Source organism: Chromohalobacter sp. 48-RD10, assembly GCF_029889785.1.
Classification (GTDB): Bacteria; Pseudomonadota; Gammaproteobacteria; order Pseudomonadales; family Halomonadaceae; genus Chromohalobacter.
This window is the reverse complement of the sequence record NZ_JARANX010000012.1, coordinates 53,843-76,177: the sequence shown is the minus strand read 5'-3', so window position 1 is coordinate 76,177 and position 22,335 is coordinate 53,843. Positions and strand designations below refer to the sequence as shown.

General features: G+C 61.6%; 20 protein-coding genes. 2 read left to right on the top strand and 18 right to left on the bottom strand.

Translation table 11 applies throughout. The features are described 5' to 3' along the window. Positions 1–592: 592 nt before the first annotated feature. The 3 genes from OP496_RS12745 to OP496_RS12735 form a co-directional block, all read right to left on the bottom strand. Positions 593–958, bottom strand: coding sequence for a Rap1a/Tai family immunity protein (locus tag OP496_RS12745; protein WP_280564027.1), 366 nt, complete (start codon positions 956–958; stop codon positions 593–595). Between the two features lie 368 nt (positions 959–1,326). Then, a complete protein-coding gene (locus OP496_RS12740; RefSeq protein ID WP_280564026.1) occupies positions 1,327–2,847 on the bottom strand; it encodes a sodium:solute symporter family protein in 1,521 nt (506 codons plus the stop codon). Beyond that, entirely contained in the window at positions 2,837–3,067 is a 231-nt protein-coding gene (locus OP496_RS12735; protein WP_280564025.1) for a hypothetical protein, read from the bottom strand. Before OP496_RS12735 ends, OP496_RS12740 begins: the two co-directional genes overlap by 11 nt. Positions 3,068–3,287: 220 nt before the next feature. Between OP496_RS12735 and OP496_RS12730 the strand changes: the two genes are divergently transcribed. Continuing rightward, on the top strand, positions 3,288–4,109 hold the full coding sequence (locus OP496_RS12730; protein WP_280564023.1) for a DUF1206 domain-containing protein: 822 nt from the start codon (positions 3,288–3,290) through the stop codon (positions 4,107–4,109). A 13-nt stretch (positions 4,110–4,122) separates the two neighbouring features. On the opposite strand, the gene OP496_RS12725 is transcribed toward OP496_RS12730, so the two are convergent. The 15 genes from OP496_RS12725 to serS all read right to left on the bottom strand — a co-directional run bounded on the left by OP496_RS12725 (position 4,123) and on the right by serS (position 18,797). After that, complete coding sequence (locus tag OP496_RS12725; RefSeq protein WP_280564022.1) at positions 4,123–4,728, bottom strand: HupE/UreJ family protein; 606 nt, start codon at positions 4,726–4,728, stop codon at positions 4,123–4,125. Positions 4,729–4,784: 56 nt separating this feature from the next. Next, complete coding sequence (gene ureG / locus OP496_RS12720) at positions 4,785–5,444, bottom strand: urease accessory protein UreG (protein ID WP_280564021.1); 660 nt, start codon at positions 5,442–5,444, stop codon at positions 4,785–4,787. A 157-nt stretch (positions 5,445–5,601) separates the two neighbouring features. Next, entirely contained in the window at positions 5,602–6,294 is a 693-nt protein-coding gene (locus OP496_RS12715) for an urease accessory UreF family protein (RefSeq protein WP_280564019.1), read from the bottom strand. Then, positions 6,284–6,778 (bottom strand): urease accessory protein UreE, encoded by a 495-nt coding sequence (ureE, locus tag OP496_RS12710; protein WP_280564018.1) that lies wholly within the window; start codon positions 6,776–6,778, stop codon positions 6,284–6,286. Before ureE ends, OP496_RS12715 begins: the two co-directional genes overlap by 11 nt. 121 nt (positions 6,779–6,899) lie before the next feature. After that, positions 6,900–8,615 carry an urease subunit alpha gene (ureC, locus tag OP496_RS12705; protein WP_280564017.1) on the bottom strand — a complete coding sequence of 572 codons (1,716 nt, stop codon included), beginning with the start codon at positions 8,613–8,615 and terminating at the stop codon, positions 6,900–6,902. Next, complete coding sequence (locus tag OP496_RS12700; protein WP_280564016.1) at positions 8,612–8,944, bottom strand: urease subunit beta; 333 nt, start codon at positions 8,942–8,944, stop codon at positions 8,612–8,614. The genes ureC and OP496_RS12700 overlap by 4 nt, the downstream gene beginning before the upstream one ends. Before the next feature lie 9 nt (positions 8,945–8,953). After that, positions 8,954–9,256 carry an urease subunit gamma gene (locus OP496_RS12695; protein WP_261507533.1) on the bottom strand — a complete coding sequence of 101 codons (303 nt, stop codon included), beginning with the start codon at positions 9,254–9,256 and terminating at the stop codon, positions 8,954–8,956. A 221-nt stretch (positions 9,257–9,477) separates the two neighbouring features. Next, on the bottom strand, positions 9,478–10,452 hold the full coding sequence (locus OP496_RS12690; RefSeq protein ID WP_280564013.1) for an urease accessory protein UreD: 975 nt from the start codon (positions 10,450–10,452) through the stop codon (positions 9,478–9,480). Next, positions 10,449–11,159: an urea ABC transporter ATP-binding subunit UrtE gene (urtE, locus tag OP496_RS12685; RefSeq protein ID WP_280564012.1), complete on the bottom strand. Its 711-nt coding sequence runs from the start codon at positions 11,157–11,159 to the stop codon at positions 10,449–10,451. Before urtE ends, OP496_RS12690 begins: the two co-directional genes overlap by 4 nt. Then, positions 11,159–12,025, bottom strand: a complete 867-nt coding sequence (gene urtD / locus OP496_RS12680; protein WP_280564011.1) for an urea ABC transporter ATP-binding protein UrtD — start codon at positions 12,023–12,025, stop codon at positions 11,159–11,161. The genes urtE and urtD overlap by 1 nt, the downstream gene beginning before the upstream one ends. Next, entirely contained in the window at positions 12,022–13,074 is a 1,053-nt protein-coding gene (urtC, locus tag OP496_RS12675) for an urea ABC transporter permease subunit UrtC (RefSeq protein ID WP_280564010.1), read from the bottom strand. The genes urtD and urtC overlap by 4 nt, the downstream gene beginning before the upstream one ends. Next, entirely contained in the window at positions 13,071–14,726 is a 1,656-nt protein-coding gene (urtB, locus tag OP496_RS12670) for an urea ABC transporter permease subunit UrtB (RefSeq protein ID WP_280564009.1), read from the bottom strand. The genes urtC and urtB overlap by 4 nt, the downstream gene beginning before the upstream one ends. 118 nt (positions 14,727–14,844) lie before the next feature. Continuing rightward, entirely contained in the window at positions 14,845–16,095 is a 1,251-nt protein-coding gene (gene urtA, locus OP496_RS12665; protein WP_280564030.1) for an urea ABC transporter substrate-binding protein, read from the bottom strand. 391 nt (positions 16,096–16,486) lie between these two features. Beyond that, on the bottom strand, positions 16,487–17,359 hold the full coding sequence (gene cobA / locus OP496_RS12660) for a uroporphyrinogen-III C-methyltransferase (RefSeq protein ID WP_280564008.1): 873 nt from the start codon (positions 17,357–17,359) through the stop codon (positions 16,487–16,489). Between the two features lie 160 nt (positions 17,360–17,519). Continuing rightward, positions 17,520–18,797 (bottom strand): serine--tRNA ligase, encoded by a 1,278-nt coding sequence (serS, locus tag OP496_RS12655; RefSeq protein WP_280564007.1) that lies wholly within the window; start codon positions 18,795–18,797, stop codon positions 17,520–17,522. Between the two features lie 235 nt (positions 18,798–19,032). Here serS and OP496_RS12650 point away from each other — a divergent pair, with 235 nt between their 5' ends. Then, positions 19,033–22,332, top strand: coding sequence for an FAD-binding and (Fe-S)-binding domain-containing protein (locus OP496_RS12650; protein WP_280564006.1), 3,300 nt, complete (start codon positions 19,033–19,035; stop codon positions 22,330–22,332). Positions 22,333–22,335 lie beyond the last annotated feature (3 nt).

The window sequence follows — 22,335 nt, the reverse complement described above, 5'->3', positions numbered from 1 at the left end:
TGGGAGCCAACCGGAGCTGTGCCGCTCAACCCAGGAAAGTGCCAGGAAATCAAGCGTAACCAATGCGCGGCTTAGAACAAACTTTTTGGACAACTGGGTTGAAAACTACCGACTGGCGCAGCTCTCCGTTGGTTACTAAACCTGTGAGTGCATGATGAAAGTGATGGAGGAGCGCGTACGATCATTGACCGCAATTACAAGCCGTTTGAGATCGTCAGCGTAAAATCTGACAGCACTTAATCACTCCGGTGAGCAGCCTTGGAGTCCTTTTTGCTGTCCCAGTAAATTGCCCAGTCTGCGAGCTGGGCAATTGCATAACTGAAATGAACCGGCCGCTGAGGCGTTTAAAGAGAAAGCCCCCGAGGACGATCGGAGGCTCTCAATCAGCATCAGCCCAAGTGCATGAATGAATTCAACACGTCCTTGGCAGCTGAGTATCCTTCCTGGATGCAGGTATTCTGACAAATTGCGAATGCAATAAACTTAACCTGCGTTAATAAAGGGTCCATGAACGGAACAGAATGCCCCTAGCGGCAGTCCAGCCCCGTTTTTTGGGGAGACAAGCCTGCTTCACCCTGCACATGGCATCATGTCATTGACAGACGTACGCCTTTTTCAAAGCATCGGTGACCACATCACTGGCCGGTTCGTCCCAGCTACTGGAAGCACTTTCCAGGTATTGCGACACTTCATCCAAGATATCGCGGCCGCGAACGTCACTGGGCGCACAAATTTTTTCGTGGGATTCCAAGCGGTCGAAAATACCTAACACGTACCCAGTATAGGTGAAAAACTTACTAGTATCGTAGGACTCATCAGCACGAAATTGCTGGTAATGGCGCTGAAAATCGAGAAGGTCGGCGCCATTGTAGAAATAGCCCCAGGCATTGCCGATTCCCGTACATCCCAACCCCGCCATCAATATCACGCTCAATGCTCGTTTGGCGGTTTGTCTCATGAAGATCCCCCTGGTTCTTTGCATTCTTCAAACGTCGAAACGAAGACAAAAAAACGCCGGTTGACAATCAACCGGCAAGTCGCCATGTATTGGATGGCGAGAAACTTACGCCGGCCTTTGTAGACCGGTTGGAGGCGGATGATTTTCCACCTCTGGAGACACACATGAGACTTGCGTCTTCCTTGGCGATTCGGATCACATGAGCCTGCGAGGCTTCATCCACCTCCTTCCTTGGCTGCCGGCCACCAACCAGCGCAATCGCGCAATTCCTTTAGTAGCGTCCCAGTGGCCGGTGATCGCTTGAATCACCTACATCTTAGACGTCAGACCCGGCTCGGAAAAGCGTTGTACAATACTCGGCTAATTACTTACTCAGCCCGTAACGCAGATTCCTTCGCGTCCGGCACGAAGCCGGCTTCAGTCGCCTGCCGTCTTGGTGCCGCAATGGCAAAGAAACGCTCGACTACCAGCGGAGAGGCCGGTCGCGTCAGACAGGACACTACCACGAATGTGGGTAAATTGATGACAAGCCCCCAGAACCCAGCGTGGATTCCCAGCGGATGGCGCCACACCAGCGTAAACAGCAGTGTGACGGCAAACCCCACCACGATGCCGCTCAACACGCCCAGCTTGGAGGCACGGGTCCAGAAGAACATGCCGATAAAGGCAGGCAGCACCTGGGTAGCAAATCCCAGCCCCACGAGCAGTATCATCACCAAGTTGCTGGGTTCGGCGATGGCCACCGGCGCGACGATTAGCGCCATGATCGGCAAGAGCAGGCCCCGCGCCAGCTTGCCGGCAGCGGCATCGGAAAGCTTGAAAGCCGGTTGCACGATATCCTTGGCATAGGAAAGCGCCACCGAATGCAAGAAGGGTTCGCAGGACGACATAGAGGCCGCCAACGTGCCCGCGCCAAGCAGGCCCACCAGCCAGACCGGCATCTGTTGCATGGCAAGCTCGAGCGCCACGGTATCGGCACGTGCCAGTTCAGGCAGGCTATAAATGCCGATGAAGCCCACCACCACCATGGGCAAGATGACTACATAGTAACTAGGCAGCCAGGTTGCGCTGCGACGAATGGTGCGTGCCGATGACGCACTCATCCACTGCGTCCAGACCGGTGGCATGAACGACAACATCGAGACGATAATCGACGTCGTCCAGAAAGCGAAACTCATGTCTCCCTGCGCGCCCGGCAAGGTTAAAAAAGCCGGATCACGCTCATGCAGAGTGGTAAAGACATCGCCAAACCATAGACTACCGCCGAAACGCTGTGACGCCCAGAGCCCAATCACCCACGCCACCGCCAGCATCAGCACGCCCTGGAAGGCGTTGGTGATACCGATCGCGCGTTGACCGCTGGCATAGAGATAGAGGGCGATACAGCTCAAGACCACCAGCACCCCCACCCAGATCGGTAATCGCCCAGCGCTCATAACGTTCAGAATATACGCAGCCCCGATGGTCTGCAGTACCGCATAAGCCAATGACGCAATCGACATTACGCCTGCGGCTAGGGCCCCCAACAGCGGGCTTTCATAGCGATCGGCTATGGCCGCCCCTTGCGTGACATGGCCGAAACGCCGGCCGAAGGCCCACACCTTGGGGCCGAAATACCAGGCCACCAGCGCCAGATAGGATAGGTAGATCACCACATAAAACACCGCCACGCCCTTGGTGTAAGCCCATCCTGGCGCGCCCATGAAGGTGTAGGCGCTCACGCTGCCTGCGGCGATCAGCAGATAGAGCGTGACCGGCCCCATGCTGCGACCGGCGACGCCCCACTCTTCCAACGAATTCATCGAGCGTCCTGTCCGGGCGCGCAAGCCCAGGAAGAGCGCCACGCCCAGATAGGCGAGCGTCATGACAATCGGCACACTACTCGTCATCGCCAGAACGCTCCACTAGCCGGTTGCCGATGGCCATGACGCCGCAACAAGCGAACACGACGACGTACGCCCATACCGCAATCAGCGGCAAACCGAGCACCACGCAGGCTCGATTGAACCAACCGATCACCGGCCAGATGCCCGCTGCGATGAGCGTGACAAATGCCAGAGTCAACCCCCAGCCACGCCACGTGGTCGGCCGCACGATATAATGCTTCATGAAAATTCCGCTCAGGAAAGATGGTCTACGTTGCCGCAGCGTATACCTTACAATGACGATACGCGCAAAAGCGCTCATGGTAGCGCATTCATTCGTTCAAGGGGATCGGCGCATACTCACATGTTCTTCACGCCCCGTAAGCATCGTCATTGTATTTGGCATGGCATGATGCCTACCGTTTCCCATGCGTGCATTTCTTCCCGGCGACAAGGATGTCTTGATGAAATTTTCCCTGGCCGGCTTGCGTAACGCGCTCAGCGGCACGGCGAGTGCCGGTTATGTCGCCAAGGGGGTGATCTATATCACCATTGGCTGGCTATCGTTGCTTACCACTCTCGGCATGGGCGGCCAAAATGCCGGCACGGACGAGGTCATTCGTACCATCGCGTTGTGGCCATTCGGTACGCTGTTGATCGCACTGTTGGGGCTTGGCCTGGTGGCCTATGTTCTCTGGCGTCTCGCCCAAGCCTGGTGGGATCTCGAACATAAGGGCCACCACTGGAAGGGCATCTTGCAACGTCTGGGATTCGTCATCAGCGGCACTCTGTATATCGCTCTCGCCTGGCAATGTGCCACCTTGCTCGTACGCTCGCTTGCCAGCGGCGGAGGAGGCAGCAGCACGTCACAACAAACCGCCGAGTTACTCGACTATCCCGGCGGCGTCTTTGTGCTGTTCGGGCTCGGGATCGCTTTTATCGGCGTGGGACTACATCAGCTTCGGCGTGCCTGGAAACGCCACTACCGTCGCAATTGGCACGTCGAAGACATGCCCAATGGGCCGCTGCCCATCCTCGAGGGCATCGCCCGTCTAGGGCTAGCGGCTCGCGGTATCGTGTTCGGAATCATCGGAACTTTCTTGTGCGTGGCCGCCATCGAAGTCGATCCCGACAATGCCGAGGGTCTGGGCGGCGTCCTCGACACGCTCGCCGAGCAACCCTATGGACGCTGGCTGCTCGGCGGTGTCGCCGTGGGGCTGATGGCCTACGGCCTTTACTGCTTCATCAACGCGGGATATCGGCGCACGCGCACCCCACGACTATGACCGGAGGTGGCGCTTAGCTCATCAACAGCGCGCCGCCGGCAGCCGCGATGGCAGCACCGATGCCGCGTAGCCAACGGTTGTCGCGGCGGGCCAGCCACTCGCCCAGCACACGTCCCGCCAGCGTGATGACCACACTGGTCAATACGAAGCCCAGCGCGTAAAGCAGTGCGGAGGCGCCCGGCGCCAGTTCGCTGCCATGCGCGTGGCCATGCATCAGAATGAACGCGAACACCAGCACGCCCCCCAGCGCACTCGGCAAACGCACCAGAGTGGCCAGCAATACCCCGGCCAGCAGCACGCTCGAGGCGATGCCGAATTCGACGCCCATCAACGGCACGCCCATCCAGGCCAGACTGGCGCCCGCCAGCATACCCAGCGCAATCAACAGCGGCATGGCACGGCGTAACGCACCCGCCTGACGGAAGCTCCACAGCCCGATGGCCGCCATCGCCAGCAAGTGATCGAGCCCGGTCAGAGGATGTGTCAAGCCCGCCATGAAACTGCCGGCATGCGAATGCGGCATATGCCCTGGATGCGCCAACGCGGAACCGGAGAACAATAGGGCCAAGGGAGATAACGCCAGGATCAGATGGCGTATATGAAGACGAGACAAGGACATGAATATTCTCCTTTATAGTCAGTAATAACCAGATAGTCAGTGATAACCAGCGTATCTTAGGGACTCGGTGCTACATCGGCGGCTGCCTGATCCACAGGCTGCGGCCGACGCTCCGGCAGCATGCCGCGCTCGAGGATGAAGCGGATGACTTCCTCGACCCCCACCCCATCGTAGAGATTGGCGAACACGAAGGGACGTTCGCCACGCATCTTGCGAGCGTCGCGATCCATGATCTCCAGCGAGGCATGCACCTGCTCGGCGATATCGATCTTGTTGATGATCAACAAATCCGACTTGGTGATCCCCGGCCCGCCCTTGCGTGGGATCTTGTCCCCAGCGGAAACATCGATGACGTAGATCGTCAGATCGGAAAGCTCGGGGCTGAACGTCGCCGACAGGTTGTCGCCACCGGATTCGACCATCACCAGTTCGAGCCCCTGATGACGCGACTGCAGCTCGTCAATCGCCGCCAAGTTCATGGAGGCGTCCTCGCGGATCGCCGTATGCGGACAGCCCCCGGTTTCCACCCCCAGAATGCGGTTGAACTCCAAGGCGTCGTGCTTGAGCAGGAAGTCAGCATCCTCGCGGGTGTAGATGTCATTGGTGACCACGGCGATATCGTAATGACCGCGCAGTGCCAAACAGAGCTGCTTGAGCAAGGCCGTCTTGCCGGACCCCACCGGACCACCGATCCCGACGCGTAGACAATGTGTCATCGGTTTTCTCCTTGCATGAATTCGAATGTCAGGAAGAAGGATGAAGGAAGGAAGACGTCGCTTCGCGACTCGAAGAGGGAAGAAAAACCGCCCTCTGTCATCCCTCGTCTTTCTTCAGGCGCATGGCAACGTTCTTCCCTCTTCCCTCTTCCTTCTATCAACTTCTAAACAACCGTGAGTACTGGGTTTCGTGCAGCGCGCTGGCCAACGCCAGGCCAGGTAATGCTGGCCCCAGCTCGTCGTCGTCCAGCACGACGGCCGTTGCCACCGCGTCGGCCAGATGGGGGCGCAGTTTCTCGATAAGGCGCTGTGCGCTCGTCTGTCCCAACGGCAACGCCTTGCAGGCCACCGTCAATTGGTTCTCCAGCCAGGCCCAGGCAAACCCCAGCATTGCGTCCTCACAGCTCACACCGCGAACCCGTGCCGCCAGAGCGAAGGCCACCACGTAACCTGGTGTGGCGGGCAAAACCGGCGTCTCAGGCACTTGTTCGAGGTTATGCAGCAACCGCAGCAGGGTGCCGCCCAGGCGCTGTTCTTCCTCGAGCAGTTCATGGGTTTCGCGATTGGCCTGGAGCCAGGTGTTCCAATAGGCCAGCGCCTCGCCATCGTCTTGCGCCCAGGCGTGATAAGCGCGTGCCAGAACCGGCAGTTCGCAGCGCGTCAGGCCGTCGTCCAGCACCCCGGCGATCCACTCGCCAAGGCCCGCTTCGCCCTCTACCCAGCCAAGTTCCAGCGCACTCTCGAGACCCTGTGACCAGGCAAAGGCGCCGATCGGCAACGCCGGGCTGACGAGTTGCAGCAATCCCGCCAACGCCAACGGGTCGTGGCCCGCATGCCGTTCAGTGGACATGGTCGTGGTCATGATCATGGCCATGCGTATGGTGATGGGCTTCCCCGGTGGCGTAGGCGCCAGGCTCGGGATCGAACGGTGCGGCGTAATGCTCCAACGTCGCGCCCAGCCGCTCGGCCAACGCCTCAAGCACATGATCCGGCGGAAAGCGCACCCAGCCACCGTCGTCATCGTCACCGATAGCCAATTGCACATGACGATTTCCCAGGTGATAGGCGAGGCGCGCCAAGGGTAGCCCTGAGACGGTACGCGCGGTCACCACGGGTTCCTCGGCAGCGTATACACGCACGATCTCGCCGTTTTCCGCTCGCAAGCCGTCGCCATCGCGCAGCACCGGTCCCCGGTCGAGAAACAGCCCCAGCTCGCGGCCACCGTCACTTATCGCCTTGAGACGACCGCGCATGCGCTGCTCGAACGGCAGCGTCAGGGTATCGCCGGCCTGTTCCACCGTGACCGGCCCCAGGCGTTCATTTAGTTTCAGCATGACATGCTCCAGAACGTGGCTTCGCCTCTTTAAGAAGGAAGAAATCAGTTAGAAGCAAAAACCGTCCCCAATGGCACCGCATGCTTCCCTCTTACTTCTTCCCTCTTACTTCTTACATCGTCTAAAACAAGTGATAGCGCTGTGCCAGCGGCAACTCCGTCGCCGGCTCGCAAGTCAACAGCTCACCGTCGGCATGAACTTCATACGTCTGAGGGTCGACCTCGAGCTTGGGGCAGGCATCGTTGAGCTTCATGTCCGACTTGCGCACCTGCCGCACGCCCTTGCACGCCGCCAATTCGCTATGCAGTCCCAGACGCGCCTTGATGCCTGCGTGGAGCGCGGCCTGGCTGACGAAGCTCAGACGTGTCTGACTCGCCGCCCTCCCCAAAGCGCCGAACATAGTGCGGTAATGCACCGGTTGCGGGGTAGGGATCGACGCATTGGGGTCGCCCATCGGCGCGGCGGCGATCATTCCACCCTTGAGGATCGTCGCCGGCTTGGCGCCGAAGAACGCCGAGTCCCAGAGCACCAGATCGGCCAGCTTGCCGACCTCCACCGAGCCCACCTCATGGGCAATACCGTGCGTGAGCGCCGGATTGATCGTGTACTTAGCGATGTAACGCTTGGCGCGATGGTTGTCGGCACCGCGCTCACGATCCTCGGGCAGCAGGCCACGCTGTACCTTCATCTTGTGTGCCGTCTGCCAGGTACGGCAGACCACCTCGCCGACCCGACCCATGGCCTGGGAGTCGGAGGCGATCATCGAGATCACGCCCAGATCGTGAAGGATGTCTTCGGCGGCAATGGTCTCGCGGCGGATACGCGAATCGGCGAAGGCCACATCCTCAGGGATATTGGGATCGAGGTGGTGGCACACCATCAGCATGTCGAGATGCTCGTCGATGGTGTTGACGGTGTAAGGCCGCGTGGGATTGGTCGACGACGGCAACACGTAGTCCTTGGCGCACGCGGTGATGATATCCGGCGCGTGACCGCCCCCCGCGCCTTCGGTGTGATAGGTGTGAATGCAGCGTTCCTTGAACGCCGCCAACGTGTCCTCGACGAAGCCCGATTCGTTCAAGGTATCGGTATGAATCGCGATCTGAACATCGTACTTCTCGGCCACGCTCAGGCAATTATCGATGGACGCCGGCGTGGTGCCCCAGTCCTCGTGAAGCTTGAGCCCCATGGCGCCGGCCTCGAGCTGCGCTTCCAGCCCCTCGGGCAGGCTGGCATTGCCCTTGCCGAGAAAGCCGATGTTCATCGGCATGTCGTCGACCGCCTGCAGCATCTTGCCGAGGTGCCAGTCGCCGGGCGTACAGGTGGTGGCGTTGGTACCGGTCGCCGGACCGGTCCCCCCACCCAACATGGTGGTAAGTCCACTCATCAGCGCCTCTTCCACCAGTTGTGGGCAGACGAAGTGGATATGCGCATCCAGACCACCCGCCGTCAGGATCTTGCCCTCGCCGGCGATGATCTCGGTGCCTGGCCCGATGACGATCTCGACATCCGGCTGAGTGTCGGGATTACCGGCCTTGCCGATCGCCGCGATGCGGCCATGCTTGAGGCCGACATCGGCCTTGACGATGCCCCACCAATCGAGAATCAGCGCGTTGGTGATCACGGTGTCCATGACGGCGGCGTCGCTGCGCTGGCTCTGGCCCATGCCGTCACGGATGACCTTGCCGCCGCCGAACTTGACCTCGTCGCCATAGTCGGTAGCGTCACGCTCGACCTCGACCCATAGCTCGGTATCGCCCAGCCGGACTTTATCGCCCACGGTCGGACCGTACATGTCGGCATAGGCCTGGCGACTGATCGTGTTAACCGATTTCATGACTTTTCTCCCGCACCGGATTGCTCGAGGCTGCCCATCACATCACCGTGGAAGCCATATATGTGTCGGCGCCCGGCATAGGGAATCAGCGTCACTTCACGTGTCTGGCCAGGTTCGAAGCGAATCGCCGTGCCCGCCGCCACGTCGAGGCGATAACCACGCGTCTTGTCGCGGTCGAAGATGAGCGCTGGATTCGCCTCGGCAAAGTGATAGTGAGAACCGATCTGAACCGGCCGGTCGCCGGTATTGGCGACGTCGACGGTGATCCGCTCGCGTCCCGCGCACAGCTCGATATCGTCTGCCTGCAACTGATATTCACCGGGAATCATGGAGCCCCCTTACACAATCGGCGAGTGAACGGTTACGAGTTTGGTGCCGTCGGGGAAGGTCGCCTCGACCTGCACCTCGTCGACCATCTCGGCCACGCCTTCCATCACATCGTCACGCGTCAGAATCTCGCGGCCGTAGCCCATCAACTCGGCGACGCTCTTGCCATCACGCGCCCCTTCGAGAATCTCGAAGCTGATCAACGCCACCGCCTCGGGGTAATTCAGCTTCAAGCCACGGTCGCGGCGTCGCTCGGCAAGCTGCGCAGCGGAGAACAACAGCAGCTTGTCCTTGTCTCTCGGCGTCAATTCCATATCGGCAACTCTCTTTTCGTGAATTCGGGCTTCGGGCTTCGGGCTTCGGGCTTCGGGCTTCGGGCTTCGGGCTTCGGGCTTCGGGCTTCGGGCTTCGGCAGCATGACGCTCGATGCCCATCACTCCCACCCATAGCGGGTTTTCGCTTTTGACCTTTCTTCCCGCTTCCCTCTTCAGGCGCGCCAGCGCCGCTCTTCCAGCTTCGGGCGTAGCCCGAGCCCTCAAGTCATCCAAATCCTCGGCACACATGCTTCGCGCCCGCACAGCCAGGGGCGCAGCAATTCCCAGGCTTGTTGGCACAGGTCCCAGGCTTGATTGCGGGAATCGCCGATATAGCGCAGCAAGAGCACGTCGAGTCGCTGGGTGACCGCCCACTGCGCCGAACTCGGTAACTGCTCGCGCAGGATCTCGATAGCCGCGGCAGGGTCGTCGAACCCCACCGCCCAGAGCGTCGCTTGCACCGTGCGTCCACCTTGTCCCCAAGCGCCTTGGAAGCGCGGATGCGCGGGATCGAGTGGCTGGCGTTCCAGCCACAGCGGTTGGCCGTCACGCGTCAAGGCGAAGCGTTGTTCGACCCGGCCGCTGACGAACGGTAATTGGCTGGCGGGGCGCCCCAGCGCCAGGACTTCCCAGCCCACGCAGCGCCCATCGCCTTGCACATCCAGGGTCGTGCTCTGCTGGCCGCGCGCGCCGTCGAAACACAGGGTTTCCTGCGGCAGCCATTCGAGCAGCGCACCCGGTTGCACGCTCAGATGCGTGTGCTGCCCCCAGCTCACGCCATTGCGATCGGCACGGTAGAGTTTTGTCGCCGCCGGCGTGGTCAGCAGGGCATGCGCGCCGCGCTCGGCCTCGGCCTCGATACGCAGTTCGTCACCGCTGACCAATCCGCCCGGCGGATGCAACAGATACACATGACACGGCTCGGCATACGGGAACTCAGCATACGGGGGCTTGGCATACGAGTACTTGGCATAGTGAAGCTCGGCGACATGATCCGTTTCGGGATAGAACGGCCGCTGCACCCGCAAGGGGCCATGGTGACGCGCTCGCGTCATGCGTGTCCGCCCGCCGCGCGCGGCGAACCGCAGAGACAGCGATGCCGCCCAGTGCCGCTGAGTGTCGAAACGATGCCCGGAGGCATTCGCGGCAGTCGCCTCACTGGCAGCAAGATGCGATGGCGATTCGTAGTGAGTCATACCGTCAGATGCCGTTTGACCAGGTCGTCGTCGAGCTCGCCGATTGCGCCACCGGCGACCGTCTGGCCGCGATCCATGATCGTGAAGAGATCGGCGTACTTGCGCGCAAACGGCAGCTTCTGCTCGACCAGCAACACGGTGAGGCCGTCCTCGCGATTGAGACGGCGAATCACCTCGCCGATCTGGGCGACGATATTGGGTTGAATGCCTTCGCCGGGCTCGTCGAGGATCAACAGACGCGGCTCGATCACCAGCGCCCGGCCGATTGCCAGCTGCTGTTGCTGGCCACCGGAAAGATCGCCGCCACGGCGATGGCGCATTTCCTTGAGTACCGGGAAAAGTTCATAGATACGCTCGGGAACTCCGCGTTCCGACCCGTCTTGTAAACGCTTACGTCGCGCCGGCAGACCGATGCGCAGGTTTTCCTCCACGCTCAGCGTGGCGAATATCTGGCGTCCCTGCGGCACGTAGCCAATGCCCAGATCGGCGCGCGTCTCCGGGCGGCGCTTGAGCAGGTCCTCTTCAGCGAAGCGTACCTGACCCTCGCGCACCGCCACCTCGCCCATGACGGCCTTGAGCAAGGTCGTCTTGCCCACGCCGTTGCGGCCCATCACGCAGGTACAGCGCCCTTCCGGCACCTCCAGCGAGAGATCGCGCAGGATATGGCTCTCGCCGTAATACTGGTTGAGCTTGTCGACACTGAGCATTATCCCTCCTCCCGCGTATCGGCTGCGTCGTCGTCGCCGCCCAGGTAGACGTCGATCACCCGCGGGTCGTTGGCGACCTCGTCCATGCTGCCCTCGGCCAGCACGCTGCCCTGATGCAGGGCGGTGACGGTGCGGGCGATGGAGCGCACGAAGCCCATGTCATGCTCGACGACGACCACCGACTGCTGGCCAGCCAGGCGCGTCATCAAATCCGCCGTGCGGTGCATTTCCGGTTCGGTCATGCCGGCCACGGGTTCGTCGACCAGCAATAGGCGCGGGCGCTGCATCAGCAGCATGCCGATCTCCAGCCACTGCTTCTGACCATGCGAGAGCACTCCCGCCAGGCGGTCGCGCTCGGCACTCAAGGCGATGGTCTCCAGCACCTCGTCGATGCGCTCGCGCCCCTCGTGATCGAGACGCGCCAGCAAGGTCTTCCACACGCGTCGGTCGCCGGCCATCGCCAACTCGAGATTGGCACTCACCGACAACGCCTCGAACACGGTAGGTTTCTGGAACTTGCGCCCGATGCCCAGATTGGAGATCTGCGGCTCGTCCATCTGCAATAGGTTATGGCGGCTGCCGAACCAGGCCTGGCCACGATCGGGCCGCGTCTTGCCGGTGATGATGTCCATCATGGTGGTCTTACCGGCGCCGTTGGGGCCGATGATGCAGCGCAGTTCGCCGTCGTCGATGGTCAGGTTGAGGTCGTCGATGGCCTTGAAGCCGTCGAAGCTCACGCTGACATCCTCGAGATAGAGAATCGGCCCATGGCGCACGTCGACGGGCGAACGTGCCGGTGCCATGAAATCGAAGACACGGTCGGGACGCGCGAACTCGCGCAGGCGTTCTACATTCGTCATGCTCATGTGGCCACCTCCCGACGCCGACGCAGATGTGTCATCAAGCCCGCCACGCCCTGCGGCAGGAACATGGTGACCACCACGAACAAGCCGCCCAGGAGAAACAGCCAGGCATCCGGCATCACACCGGTCAGCAGCGTCTTGAGATAATTGACGACCAGCGCACCAAGCAACGCTCCATAAAGCGTGGCGCGGCCGCCCAATGCGACCCAGACCACGACCTCAATGGAGAACAACGGTGCAAAGGTGCTGGGATTGATGATGCCTACCTGGGGCACGTAGAGCGCGCCGGCGATACCCGCAATCATCGCCGACAGCACGAACACCGCCAGCTTGACGTGTTCGACGCGGTAGCCGATGAAGCGCACTCGCGCCTCGGCGTCGCGCGTGGCCATGCACACCCGGCCGAGTCGCGAGCGGGTGACCGCCTTACAACCCCAGAAGGCCAGCAAAACCGTCACGCCCGAGGCCACGAACAGCGCCACCGTCATGCTCTCGCTGCTCAGCGAAAAGCCCAGCAATTCATCGAAGCGCGTCAGCCCGGTGCTACCGCCCATGCCCATCTCGTTACGGTTGAAGGCCAGCATCAACGCGAACGTCAACGCCTGGGTGATGATCGAGAGATACACCCCGGTGACCCGCGAGCGAAACGCCAACCAGCCAAACACCAGCGCCAGCAACCCCGGTGCCAGAACCACACCGAGCGCCGCCACGGGAAAGTGAGCCATGACACCCTGCCATGGCGCCAATGGCGACTGCTGAGCGGTCAAGTAGAGACCCATCGCGTAGCCACCCAAGGCAAAGAAGGCACCGTGGCCCAGGCTCAGGATACCCAAGTAGCCCCAGATCAAATCCACCGCCAGCGCCAGCAGCATGTAGGTCAGATACTTGCCGAGCAGCGAGACGACGGAGCCGTTCAAGTGCCAGGCATGATCCGGCGGCAAGGCATGCAGTACGACCACCGCCAGCATGCCGACGATCAGGACGACGCTGGTGATCCAGGTCGAGCGCTCATCGAGCAGTGAATTGCGTTTGAACATCGCGGCGATACTCATGACGTCCGCCCCTTGGGCGCGAAGAGACCCTGCGGACGTTTCTGGATGAACAGAATGACACCGATCAGCACGATCACCTTGGCCAGCACCGCCCCCACCCAGGGCTGCAGGACCTGGTTGATCACGCCCAGCGACATGCCGGCGACCAGGGTGCCCCAGAGGTTACCGACGCCACCGAAGACCACCACCAGGAAGGAGTCGACGATATAGCTCTGCCCCAGATTGGGCCCCACGTTGGTGATCTGCGAGAGTGCGACGCCCGCCAGCCCCGCCACACCGGCGCCCAGACCGAAGGTCAGCATGTCCACCCGCGCCGCGCGCACCCCCATCGAACGTGCCATGGCACGGTTCTGGGTCACTGCGCGTACCTCGAGCCCCAGCCGGGTATAGCGCATCAACGCCCATAGCGCGGCGAACACCACCAGGCAGAAGATCAGCACGCCCAGACGGTTGAGGGTCAACGATAGCGCTTCGTTGAGGTGCCACGCCCCCTGCAGCCAGTCCGGCGAGTTCACGCGCCGGTTGAGCGGCGAGAACACCGTGCGTACCAGTTGCTGCAGAATCAGACTGATACCGAAGGTCGCCAGCAGCGTCTCGAGCGGCCGGCCTTTGAGAAAACGAATCACGCTGCGTTCGATGAGAATGCCGAACGCCCCCGCAACCAGAAAGCCGCCAGGAATCGCCAGCAACAACGCCAGACCCGGCTGACCGGGCAATAATTGCTGGATCATCCAGGTGGTGTAGGCGCCCAGCATGATCAACTCGCCGTGCGCCATGTTGATCACGCCCATCACCCCGAAGGTGATCGCCAGGCCGATGGCCGCCAGTACCAGCACGGAGCCCGCGCTCAAGCCGAAGAACAGCGTCTGGCCACGCTCGTACCAGGCACGCTTGTTCTCGATACCGGCCAGCACCTCCTCGGCGTCGGCGGCAATCGGAGCGTCGCTATTGGCAATCGTCGTCAGGGAATTGCGCACGCGGGTATCGAGATTGCCGCTCAACGTCTCAAGGGCCGTCACATCGCCCTGCTCCACGCGATACAGCGCTAGTGCGGTTTCGAGCTCGGCGCGTACCGCGGAGCTTTCCTCGTTGTCGAGCTGTGTCGTGACCGCATCAACGCTCTGCGCATCGACTTCGCCGATCAAGCGTTTCGCGGCATCGAGGCGCGTGGCCTCGTCACCCGCGCCAAGCGACAGCGAGGCGATCAGGCCTTGCAACTGGGTACGCAGCGCGTTGTTGATGCGAAACGCATCGACACTGCGTCGGGAGCCCGTCCCGGCATCCTCATACGTAATGGCATCGATGATCGGCCATTCACGGCCGCTATCATCGGTGATGATGTAGAAACGCTCGCCACGGCGCTCGCGCGCCAGGCGACCGTCGAGAAGCGCCTCCAGCCAGCGTGTCTTCTGTGCCGCGTCGCTGGCGGCGATGGCCTGTGCGGCCTCGGCCTTGGCATCGAAATCATTGGTATCCAGCGCCTGCAGCAAGGTCTGGGCACGCTGCGGTGTCACCTCGGCCTGCACCGGCGAGACGAGGGCAAGCCACACCAGCAGTGCGGCCACGACCGTCAGACAATGCCGGAGATCGGAGCCGACTTGTGGGACGGTCACGCTTTTTGGTTGAACATTCGTCGCGTGAGTTGACGTCATCGAAGGATTCCTTCTCGCGCCGCGACGGTCGCGGCGCACGATTCGGGAGCGCCCCGTCCTTCAGGGCGTCATGACGTGTAAGGAAACGGTGGGCGATGCGCGCCCACCGTCAGCGTGCTTACTCGGCGCCGGCGCCGTCCTCACAGGTCATCGACTCGACGTTCAGCTTTCCGCAACGCAGCGGCGCGCGCCAGTCGCTGATCAGGTTCTGCGATTCCGGGAGATAGTCGGACCAGGCATCGCCCGCGACGTTGCCCGAGGTTTCCCAGACCACGCTGAACTGGCCGTCATCCTGGATTTCGCCGATCATCACCGGCTTAGTAATGTGGTGATTGGGCATCATCGCCGAGGAGCCGCCGGAGAGGTTGGGCACCGTGACGCCGATAATCGAATCCTTGACTGCATCCACGTCCGCCGTGCCGGCTTCACGCACCGCTTCCAGCCACATGTTGAAGCCGATGTAATGCGCTTCCATGGGATCGTTGGTCACCGCCATGTCGTCGCCGGTGAATTCGACCCAGTTGTCGATGAAGTCATAGTTGGCGTCGCTATCGACGCTCATGAAGTAGTTCCAGGCCGCCATGTGGCCCACCAACGGCCCGGTATCGATGCCGCTGAGTTCCTGCTCGCCCACCGAGAAGGCAACGACCGGAATATCGGAAGCGCTGATGCCCTGGTTGGAAAGCTCGGTATAGAACGGCACGTTGGCATCACCGTTGATGGTCGAGACCACGGCGGTCTTCTTGCCCTGGCTGCCGAAGTCGGCGACGTCAGAGACGATCGACTGCCAGTTGCTGAACCCGAACGGCGTGTAATTGACCATGATGTCTTCATCCGCGACGCCATGGTCCTTGAGATACGCCTCGAGAATCTTGTTGGTGGTGCGTGGATAAACGTAGTCGGTGCCCAGCAGCGCCCAGCGCTCCACGCCCTGGCTTCTCAGGTAATCGACGGCGGGAATCGCCTGCTGATTGGGCGCCGCACCGGTGTAGAAGATGTTTTCGGAAGACTCCTCACCCTCGTATTGAACCGGATAGAACAGCAGGCCGTTTTCTTCCTCGACTACCGGCAACACCGCCTTGCGCGACGCCGACGTCCAACCGCCGAAGATCACGTCGACCTGATCGTCGCCGGTCAGCATATCGCGTGCCTGCTCGGCGTACCGCGACCAATCCGACGCCGGGTCCATCACCACGGGCTCGAGCTTCTTGCCCAGCAGTCCGCCTTTCTCGTTCTGCTCTTCGATGAGCATCAGCATTTCATCTTTCAGCGTCGACTCGCTGATGGCCATGGTGCCGGAGAGCGAGTGCAGGATGCCGACCCTGATGGTGTCGTCTTCCTGAGCAGCGGCCGGCAACGCGATACCCATTGACAGCAACAATGCAGTGGTAGTGGAGATCTTGTTCACGAATGACTCCTTGCGGATCTGATTGTTATGCAGCGCGACTCACGCTGTTGTCGTGTTATCCAGCGACGACGCACGATGGCGTCTACACGACATGTCGCAAGGCATGTGCCAATCTCGTGCACCAGATTTAAAAACACCTAAAAAACAAGAGGTTAAGAAGTATACAAAAGGGACGGCATGCGCTTTTACGCACTGTTTTAGCGCAGCTAGACAATATGCATGCACCAACAGGAAGGTCTTGAAAGTCTCAAAAGCACCAATTAAGTGCAAAACTTCAGAAACTAAGAGAGAAATCGAATGCTACGTTCGGTGATCGAGTAGACACTTGAAGAAGGCAGGAAGACGGTTGGAATCAAACGCTGGAGGCGTTACCCAGTGGCGTGGGATGCTTACCGTCTTGCCAGCCTTGGCTGGTCGCGGCATCGGGCACGAACCAGTCCAACGTGCCGTGTAGGGAGACGACATCGCCGACCACGATCAATGTCGGCGGGCGGATATCGCCTGCGTCAATGGCCGCCAGCATTGACGCGGGGAGCGTCTCCAGCGTGCCTACATGCACACGTTGGCGCGCCGTGGTGCCCTGCTCGATCAACGCCAGTGGCGTCCGGCTCGGCAATCCATGCGCCTGCAGTTCGTGACGAATGGTCGCCAACGTCCCCAGCCCCATGTAGAACACCAACGTCTGCCCGGGGCGCGCCAGCGTCGGCCATTCGAGACCGCAGCCACCGTTTTTGAGATGCCCGGTCACGAAACGCACCGACTGGGCATGATCGCGATGGGTCAACGGAATCCCCGCATAGGCGGCGCAGCCGCTCGCCGCCGTGATGCCCGGCACCACCTCGAAGGCAATGCCCGCCTGGGCCAGGGTTTCCAGCTCCTCGCCGCCGCGCCCGAATATGAACGGATCGCCGCCCTTGAGTCGCACCACGCGATGACCGGCACACGCCCAATCGACCAGTGCCTGGTTGATGCCTTCCTGGGGCACGCTATGTGAGGAACGTGCCTTGCCGACATAAAGCCGTCGCGCCTCGGGATTGGCCAACGCCATGATTTCATCGCTGACCAGCCGGTCGTGCAGCACCATGTCGGCTTGCTGCAAAAGGCGTAGCGCCTTGAGCGTCAGGAGTTCGGGATCGCCGGGGCCGGCGCCTACCAAAGCGACATGCCCAGAACCGGGCGTGGCGCTCGGTTGACGTGATGTGGCGTCATGGGGAGATGCAGGCATGGCGTCTTTTATTCCCGAATCGACTTAAAAAACGAAATTATATAGCCAGAAAGATAAGGGTCTAGACTATCCGCAGGAAGGAACGTCTGGTTGGAAGGTTATAACCAAGTGACGAGGCATACCATTGCCCGCGTACGGCAATGGCATGCTCAAGACGACGTCAGGCGTTGATCCGCTCGACGCCGTCCATGTAGGCACGCAGCGCCTGGGGAATCACCACCGCACTATCGGCTTGTTGGTAGTTTTCGAGCACCGCCAGCAGGCAGCGGCCTACCGCCAGGCCAGAGCCATTGAGCGTGTGCACGAGCTGCGGCTTCTTCTGCTCGGGATGACGTACGCGGGCCTGCATGCGACGCGCCTGAAAATCCTCGCAGTTGGAGATCGAAGAAATCTCGCGATACGTTTCCTGGCTCGGCAGCCAGACTTCCAGGTCATAAGTCTTGGTGGCGCCAAAACCCATGTCACCGGCACATAGGGTGACCACGCGATACGGCAGCTCGAGCGCCTGAAGGATGGCCTCGGCATGTCCACGCATGGCCTCCAGCGCGTCATAGCTGGTTTCCGGCTCGACGATTTGCACCATCTCGACCTTGTCGAACTGGTGCTGGCGAATCATACCACGGGTATCGCGTCCATAGGCGCCGGCCTCGCTGCGAAAGCACGGCGTATGCGCCGTCAGCTTCAAGGGCAATTCAGCCGGGGTGAAGATCTGCTCGCGCGCCATGTTGGTCAGCGGCACTTCGGCGGTGGGGATCAAGTAATAGTCGTTCTCCCCTTCCAGCTTGAACAGGTCTTCGCCGAACTTGGGCAATTGCCCCGTGCCGGTGAGCGAGTCGTCATTGACGATATAGGGAACGTAGCATTCCTCGTAACCGTGCTCGCGGGTCTGCTTGTCGAGCATGAACTGCGCCAGCGCACGATGCAGACGCGCGATGGGACCGCGCATGACGGCGAACCGCGAGCCGGTCAACTTGGCCGCCATCTCGAAGTCGAGGTAGCCGAACTTGGCGCCCAGATCGACATGATCGCGCACCTCGAAGTCGTACGTGCCCGGCGTTCCCCACCGATTCAGCTCGACATTGTCGGCTTCATCCAACCCCTGGGGCACACTGTCGTGGGGAAGATTGGGCAGCGCCGACGCAAACGCGTCCCACTGCGCCTGCACCTCGGCGAGACGTGCTTTCGCCGCGTCGAGGCGCTCGCCCAGGTCACTGACCTCGTCGAGCAGTGGCTGGATGTCTTCGCCCGATGCCTTGGCCTGGCCGATCGCCTTGGAGCGCGTATTGCGCTCGTTCTGCAGGCGTTCAGTCTCGGTCTGCAGCTCGCGGCGCTGCGATTCCAGCGTCTCGAGGTGCGCCGTGTCGAGAGTAAAGCCGCGACGGGCCAGTCGTTCGGCGACCAATGCCGGGTCGCTGCGCAACAATTTAGGATCGAGCATGGATCTTATCCGTCGAAAAGAAATAATGAAGCCACGTGAATAGGCCCACATTGTAGGGAAAAGCCACGCCATTCACCACGCTCCCCACCTTCTCGAGCGAACTGGCGGGATGCGTCACGCGGCAGGCTGCAGTAAAGTATCCTCAATATCCCCAGACTGTATCGTCCCGACGACGCCGCACGGCCAGACGGTCGCAGAAACCGTCGCCCGGCGCTGACCGATAGCTTGAGACTTCATGATCGCACCCTTGGATACCCCGAAACGCGCCGCCACGCCCTACCTACGCTTCCTCGATGCGCTCGACCAGGCCGGTTTCAGTGGCGAAATCGCCCCGGACTACGCCAATCGCACGGTGATGGCCACCGACAATTCCATCTATCAGCGCCTGCCGCAGGCCGTGTTGTATCCGCGCGATGCCGAGGATCTCGCCTGTCTGGCACGCCTCGCCGGGCGCGAGGAGTTTCAGGCCATCGTGCTCGCCCCACGCGGCGGCGGCACCGGCACCAACGGTCAGTCGCTTACCGATGGTCTGGTGGTCGACGTATCACGGCACATGAACCAGATCCTCGAGATCGACGTGGAAAACCGCCGCGTGCGCGTCCAGGCCGGCGTGGTCAAGGATCAGCTCAACGCTGCCCTCAAGCCGCATGGCCTGTTCTTCGCCCCGGATCTGTCGACCTCCAACCGCGCGACCATTGGCGGTATGATTGCCACCGATGCCAGCGGCCAGGGCAGCTGCGAATACGGCAAGACCCGCGATCATGTGCTGGCGCTGGACATGCTGCTGCTGGGTGGCGAACGCCTGCATAGCCAGCCGCTGAACGACGAGTCGCTAACGCAGACCTGCGCGCGCGACGACCGCATCGGCGAGGCGCATCGCACCGCCCACGAGATCGCCGACACGCAAGGTGCGTTGATCGCGGCCACGTTTCCGCCGCTCAACCGCTGCCTGACGGGTTACGACCTGGCGCACCTGTATCGTGACAACGGCGACTTCGACCTCAACAGCGTGCTGTGCGGCGCGGAAGGCACACTGGGATTCCTCGCCGAGGCGACACTCAACGTGCTGCCCATCCCGGCGCACTCGACACTAGTCAACGTCCGCTACCGGGGCTTCATGGACGCCCTGCGCGACGCCAAGGCGCTGATGAGCGGCGCCTCTTCATCGACCCAGACGCAGGCGCGTCCAACCTCCATCGAGACGGTCGACGACAAGGTGCTGGCGCTGGCCATGGAGGACTTTGTCTGGAACGGCGTGGCCGAGTTCTTCCCCGCCGAAGGCGAGGATATCCACGGCATTAACCTGATCGAGTTCAACGACGACGACCCCGAACGCCTGGCAGCACGTGTCGAGGCCTTCTGTACGCACCTCGGCACCGATACCCAGGTCGAGCGTCTGGGCTATACCCTGGCCGAGGGCCGCGAGGCGATCGGTCGTGTCTACGCCATGCGCAAGCGCGCGGTGGGCCTGCTCGGTAACGCCAAGGGCGAAAAGCGCCCGATTCCCTTCGTCGAGGATACCGCCGTACCACCCGAGCATCTGGCCGATTACATCGCCGAGTTCCGCGCCCTGCTCGACGCTCACGGACTGGAATACGGCATGTTCGGCCATGTCGATGCAGGCGTGCTGCACGTACGCCCGGCCATCGACATGAAAGACCCGGCGCAGGAAGCCCTGATCCGCGAGATTTCCGACCAGGTCGCCGCTCTGACCCAGCGCTATCACGGCCTGCTGTGGGGCGAGCACGGCAAGGGCGTGCGTTCGGAATACGCGCCCCAGTTCTTCGGTGAGCTGTATCCCAGCCTGCAGCGTCTCAAAGCAGCGTTCGACCCACATAATCAGCTCAATCCGGGAAAGATCGCTACGCCGCTTTTCATCCGATCCGAAGACGCCGGTACAGCTATCCCTCCCGACGACAGCGACCCCATCGTGGCCGATGACAATGCGTCGGAAGCGGGACGTAGCGAAGGTCATTTGCCAGGGAAGGCAAATGTAGCGCCCACGGAAGGGTCCACAGCGCCTTCGCAAGGGGCCGCTTCCGATGAAGCCGTTGCTCCCGAGGCAGAGCCGGTCAAGTGGGTCGATCCCGGTCTGCTGACCATCGACGGCGTGCCGACTCGAGGGCAAAGCGACCGCCAGATCGACGAGCGGGTCTGGCAGCACTATGCCAGTGCAGTCTATTGCAACGGCAACGGCGCCTGCTACAACTACGATCCCGATGACGCCATGTGCCCCTCGTGGAAGGCTACCCGCGAACGCGTGCACTCACCCAAGGGGCGCGCCAGTTTGATGCGCGAATGGCTGCGCTTGCAGGATCAGGCCGGCATCGATGTCATCGAGGAATCACGCCAGAAGCAAGCCGAAGGCCTCTGGGGCGCCACCAAGGCCTTTCCGCGTCGCCTGCGCAATACTCTTCGCAAGCGACGCGGGAAAGAAGATATCTCCCATGAGGTGTATGACGCCATGGCCGGTTGCCTGGCGTGCAAGTCCTGCGCCGGCCAGTGCCCGATCAAGGTCAATGTCCCCGAGTTTCGCTCGCAGTTCCTCGAGCTCTATCACAATCGCTACCTGCGTCCGCCACGCGACTATCTGATCGGCTCGCTGGAATTCTTCGTACCCTATCTCAAGCCAGTGGCACCTGCGTATAACGCGCTGCTGAACACACGCCTGGCAGAGCGCCTGCTCGCCGGGCCGCTGGGCATGGTCGATACCCCGCGTCTGTCTCGGGCGAGTCTCGCCAAGCAACTCAAGGCCTGGGGCATCGCCGAGGCCACGCCCACCGCGCTGGGCCTGTTGACCGAACGCCAGAAGGCGCGCAGCGTAGTCATCGTTCAGGATGCGTTCACCAGCCACTTCGAGGCCAAGCTGGTGATGGATATCGTCGAGCTGCTCTCGCGGCTGGACATTCGCGTTTTCGTGGCGCCCTTTCGCGCCAACGGCAAGCCGCTTCACGTGCAAGGCTTCCTGGGCGCGTTCGAAAAGACCGCCACGGCCCAGGCGAGACGGCTCAAGACGCTCGCCGACTTCGGCGTACCATTGGTGGGCATCGACCCGGCCATGACGCTCGCCTACCGTCAGGAATACGTCAAGGCGCTGGGGCCCGAGGCCGTGCCCGACGTACTGCTGCTGCAGGAGTGGCTGCTGTCCCTGGGACGTACTCTGCCGCCCACGAGCCTGCCGACGATCGAGGATCCTGGCTACAAGTTGCTGACGCACTGCACCGAAAAGACCAACGCGCCGGGCGCTACCCAGGCCTGGCAACAAGTGTTCGCGACGTTCGGACTGAACCTGGAAAGCGTCGCTACCGGGTGTTGCGGCATGTCCGGCACCTACGGACACGAAGCCCGTAACCGCGCAACCTCCGAGGCGATTTACGACCTCTCGTGGCGAGCGCCGGTCGAGGACGACGCCAATGCCGGGCGCCTGTTGGCCACCGGCTACTCATGCCGCAGCCAGGCCAAGCGTCTCTCCGATGCCGACCTGCCGCATCCATTACAGGGCTTGCTGACGGCACTCAAACGCACCCGATCTTGAGGC

Excerpts from the sequence above, each read along its gene's own strand:
- ureE (WP_280564018.1), bottom strand. The coding sequence starts at position 6,778 with ATGCTGAAACTAAATGAACGCCTGGGGCCGGTCACGGTGGAACAGGCC.
- urtD (WP_280564011.1), bottom strand. The coding sequence starts at position 12,025 with ATGAGCATGACGAATGTAGAACGCCTGCGCGAGTTCGCGCGTCCCGAC.
- OP496_RS12690 (WP_280564013.1), bottom strand. The coding sequence starts at position 10,452 with ATGACTCACTACGAATCGCCATCGCATCTTGCTGCCAGTGAGGCGACT.
- OP496_RS12730 (WP_280564023.1), top strand. The coding sequence starts at position 3,288 with ATGAAATTTTCCCTGGCCGGCTTGCGTAACGCGCTCAGCGGCACGGCG.
- urtC (WP_280564010.1), bottom strand. The coding sequence starts at position 13,074 with ATGAGTATCGCCGCGATGTTCAAACGCAATTCACTGCTCGATGAGCGC.
- ureC (WP_280564017.1), bottom strand. The coding sequence starts at position 8,615 with ATGAAATCGGTTAACACGATCAGTCGCCAGGCCTATGCCGACATGTAC.
- serS (WP_280564007.1), bottom strand. The coding sequence starts at position 18,797 with ATGCTCGATCCTAAATTGTTGCGCAGCGACCCGGCATTGGTCGCCGAA.
- urtB (WP_280564009.1), bottom strand. The coding sequence starts at position 14,726 with ATGACGTCAACTCACGCGACGAATGTTCAACCAAAAAGCGTGACCGTC.
- ureG (WP_280564021.1), bottom strand. The coding sequence starts at position 5,444 with ATGACACATTGTCTACGCGTCGGGATCGGTGGTCCGGTGGGGTCCGGC.
- OP496_RS12715 (WP_280564019.1), bottom strand. The coding sequence starts at position 6,294 with ATGTCCACTGAACGGCATGCGGGCCACGACCCGTTGGCGTTGGCGGGA.
- urtE (WP_280564012.1), bottom strand. The coding sequence starts at position 11,159 with ATGCTCAGTGTCGACAAGCTCAACCAGTATTACGGCGAGAGCCATATC.
- cobA (WP_280564008.1), bottom strand. The coding sequence starts at position 17,359 with ATGCCTGCATCTCCCCATGACGCCACATCACGTCAACCGAGCGCCACG.
- urtA (WP_280564030.1), bottom strand. The coding sequence starts at position 16,095 with ATGGGTATCGCGTTGCCGGCCGCTGCTCAGGAAGACGACACCATCAGG.
- OP496_RS12735 (WP_280564025.1), bottom strand. The coding sequence starts at position 3,067 with ATGAAGCATTATATCGTGCGGCCGACCACGTGGCGTGGCTGGGGGTTG.
- OP496_RS12740 (WP_280564026.1), bottom strand. The coding sequence starts at position 2,847 with ATGACGAGTAGTGTGCCGATTGTCATGACGCTCGCCTATCTGGGCGTG.
- OP496_RS12700 (WP_280564016.1), bottom strand. The coding sequence starts at position 8,944 with ATGATTCCCGGTGAATATCAGTTGCAGGCAGACGATATCGAGCTGTGC.
- OP496_RS12745 (WP_280564027.1), bottom strand. The coding sequence starts at position 958 with ATGAGACAAACCGCCAAACGAGCATTGAGCGTGATATTGATGGCGGGG.
- OP496_RS12695 (WP_261507533.1), bottom strand. The coding sequence starts at position 9,256 with ATGGAATTGACGCCGAGAGACAAGGACAAGCTGCTGTTGTTCTCCGCT.
- OP496_RS12650 (WP_280564006.1), top strand. The coding sequence starts at position 19,033 with ATGATCGCACCCTTGGATACCCCGAAACGCGCCGCCACGCCCTACCTA.
- OP496_RS12725 (WP_280564022.1), bottom strand. The coding sequence starts at position 4,728 with ATGTCCTTGTCTCGTCTTCATATACGCCATCTGATCCTGGCGTTATCT.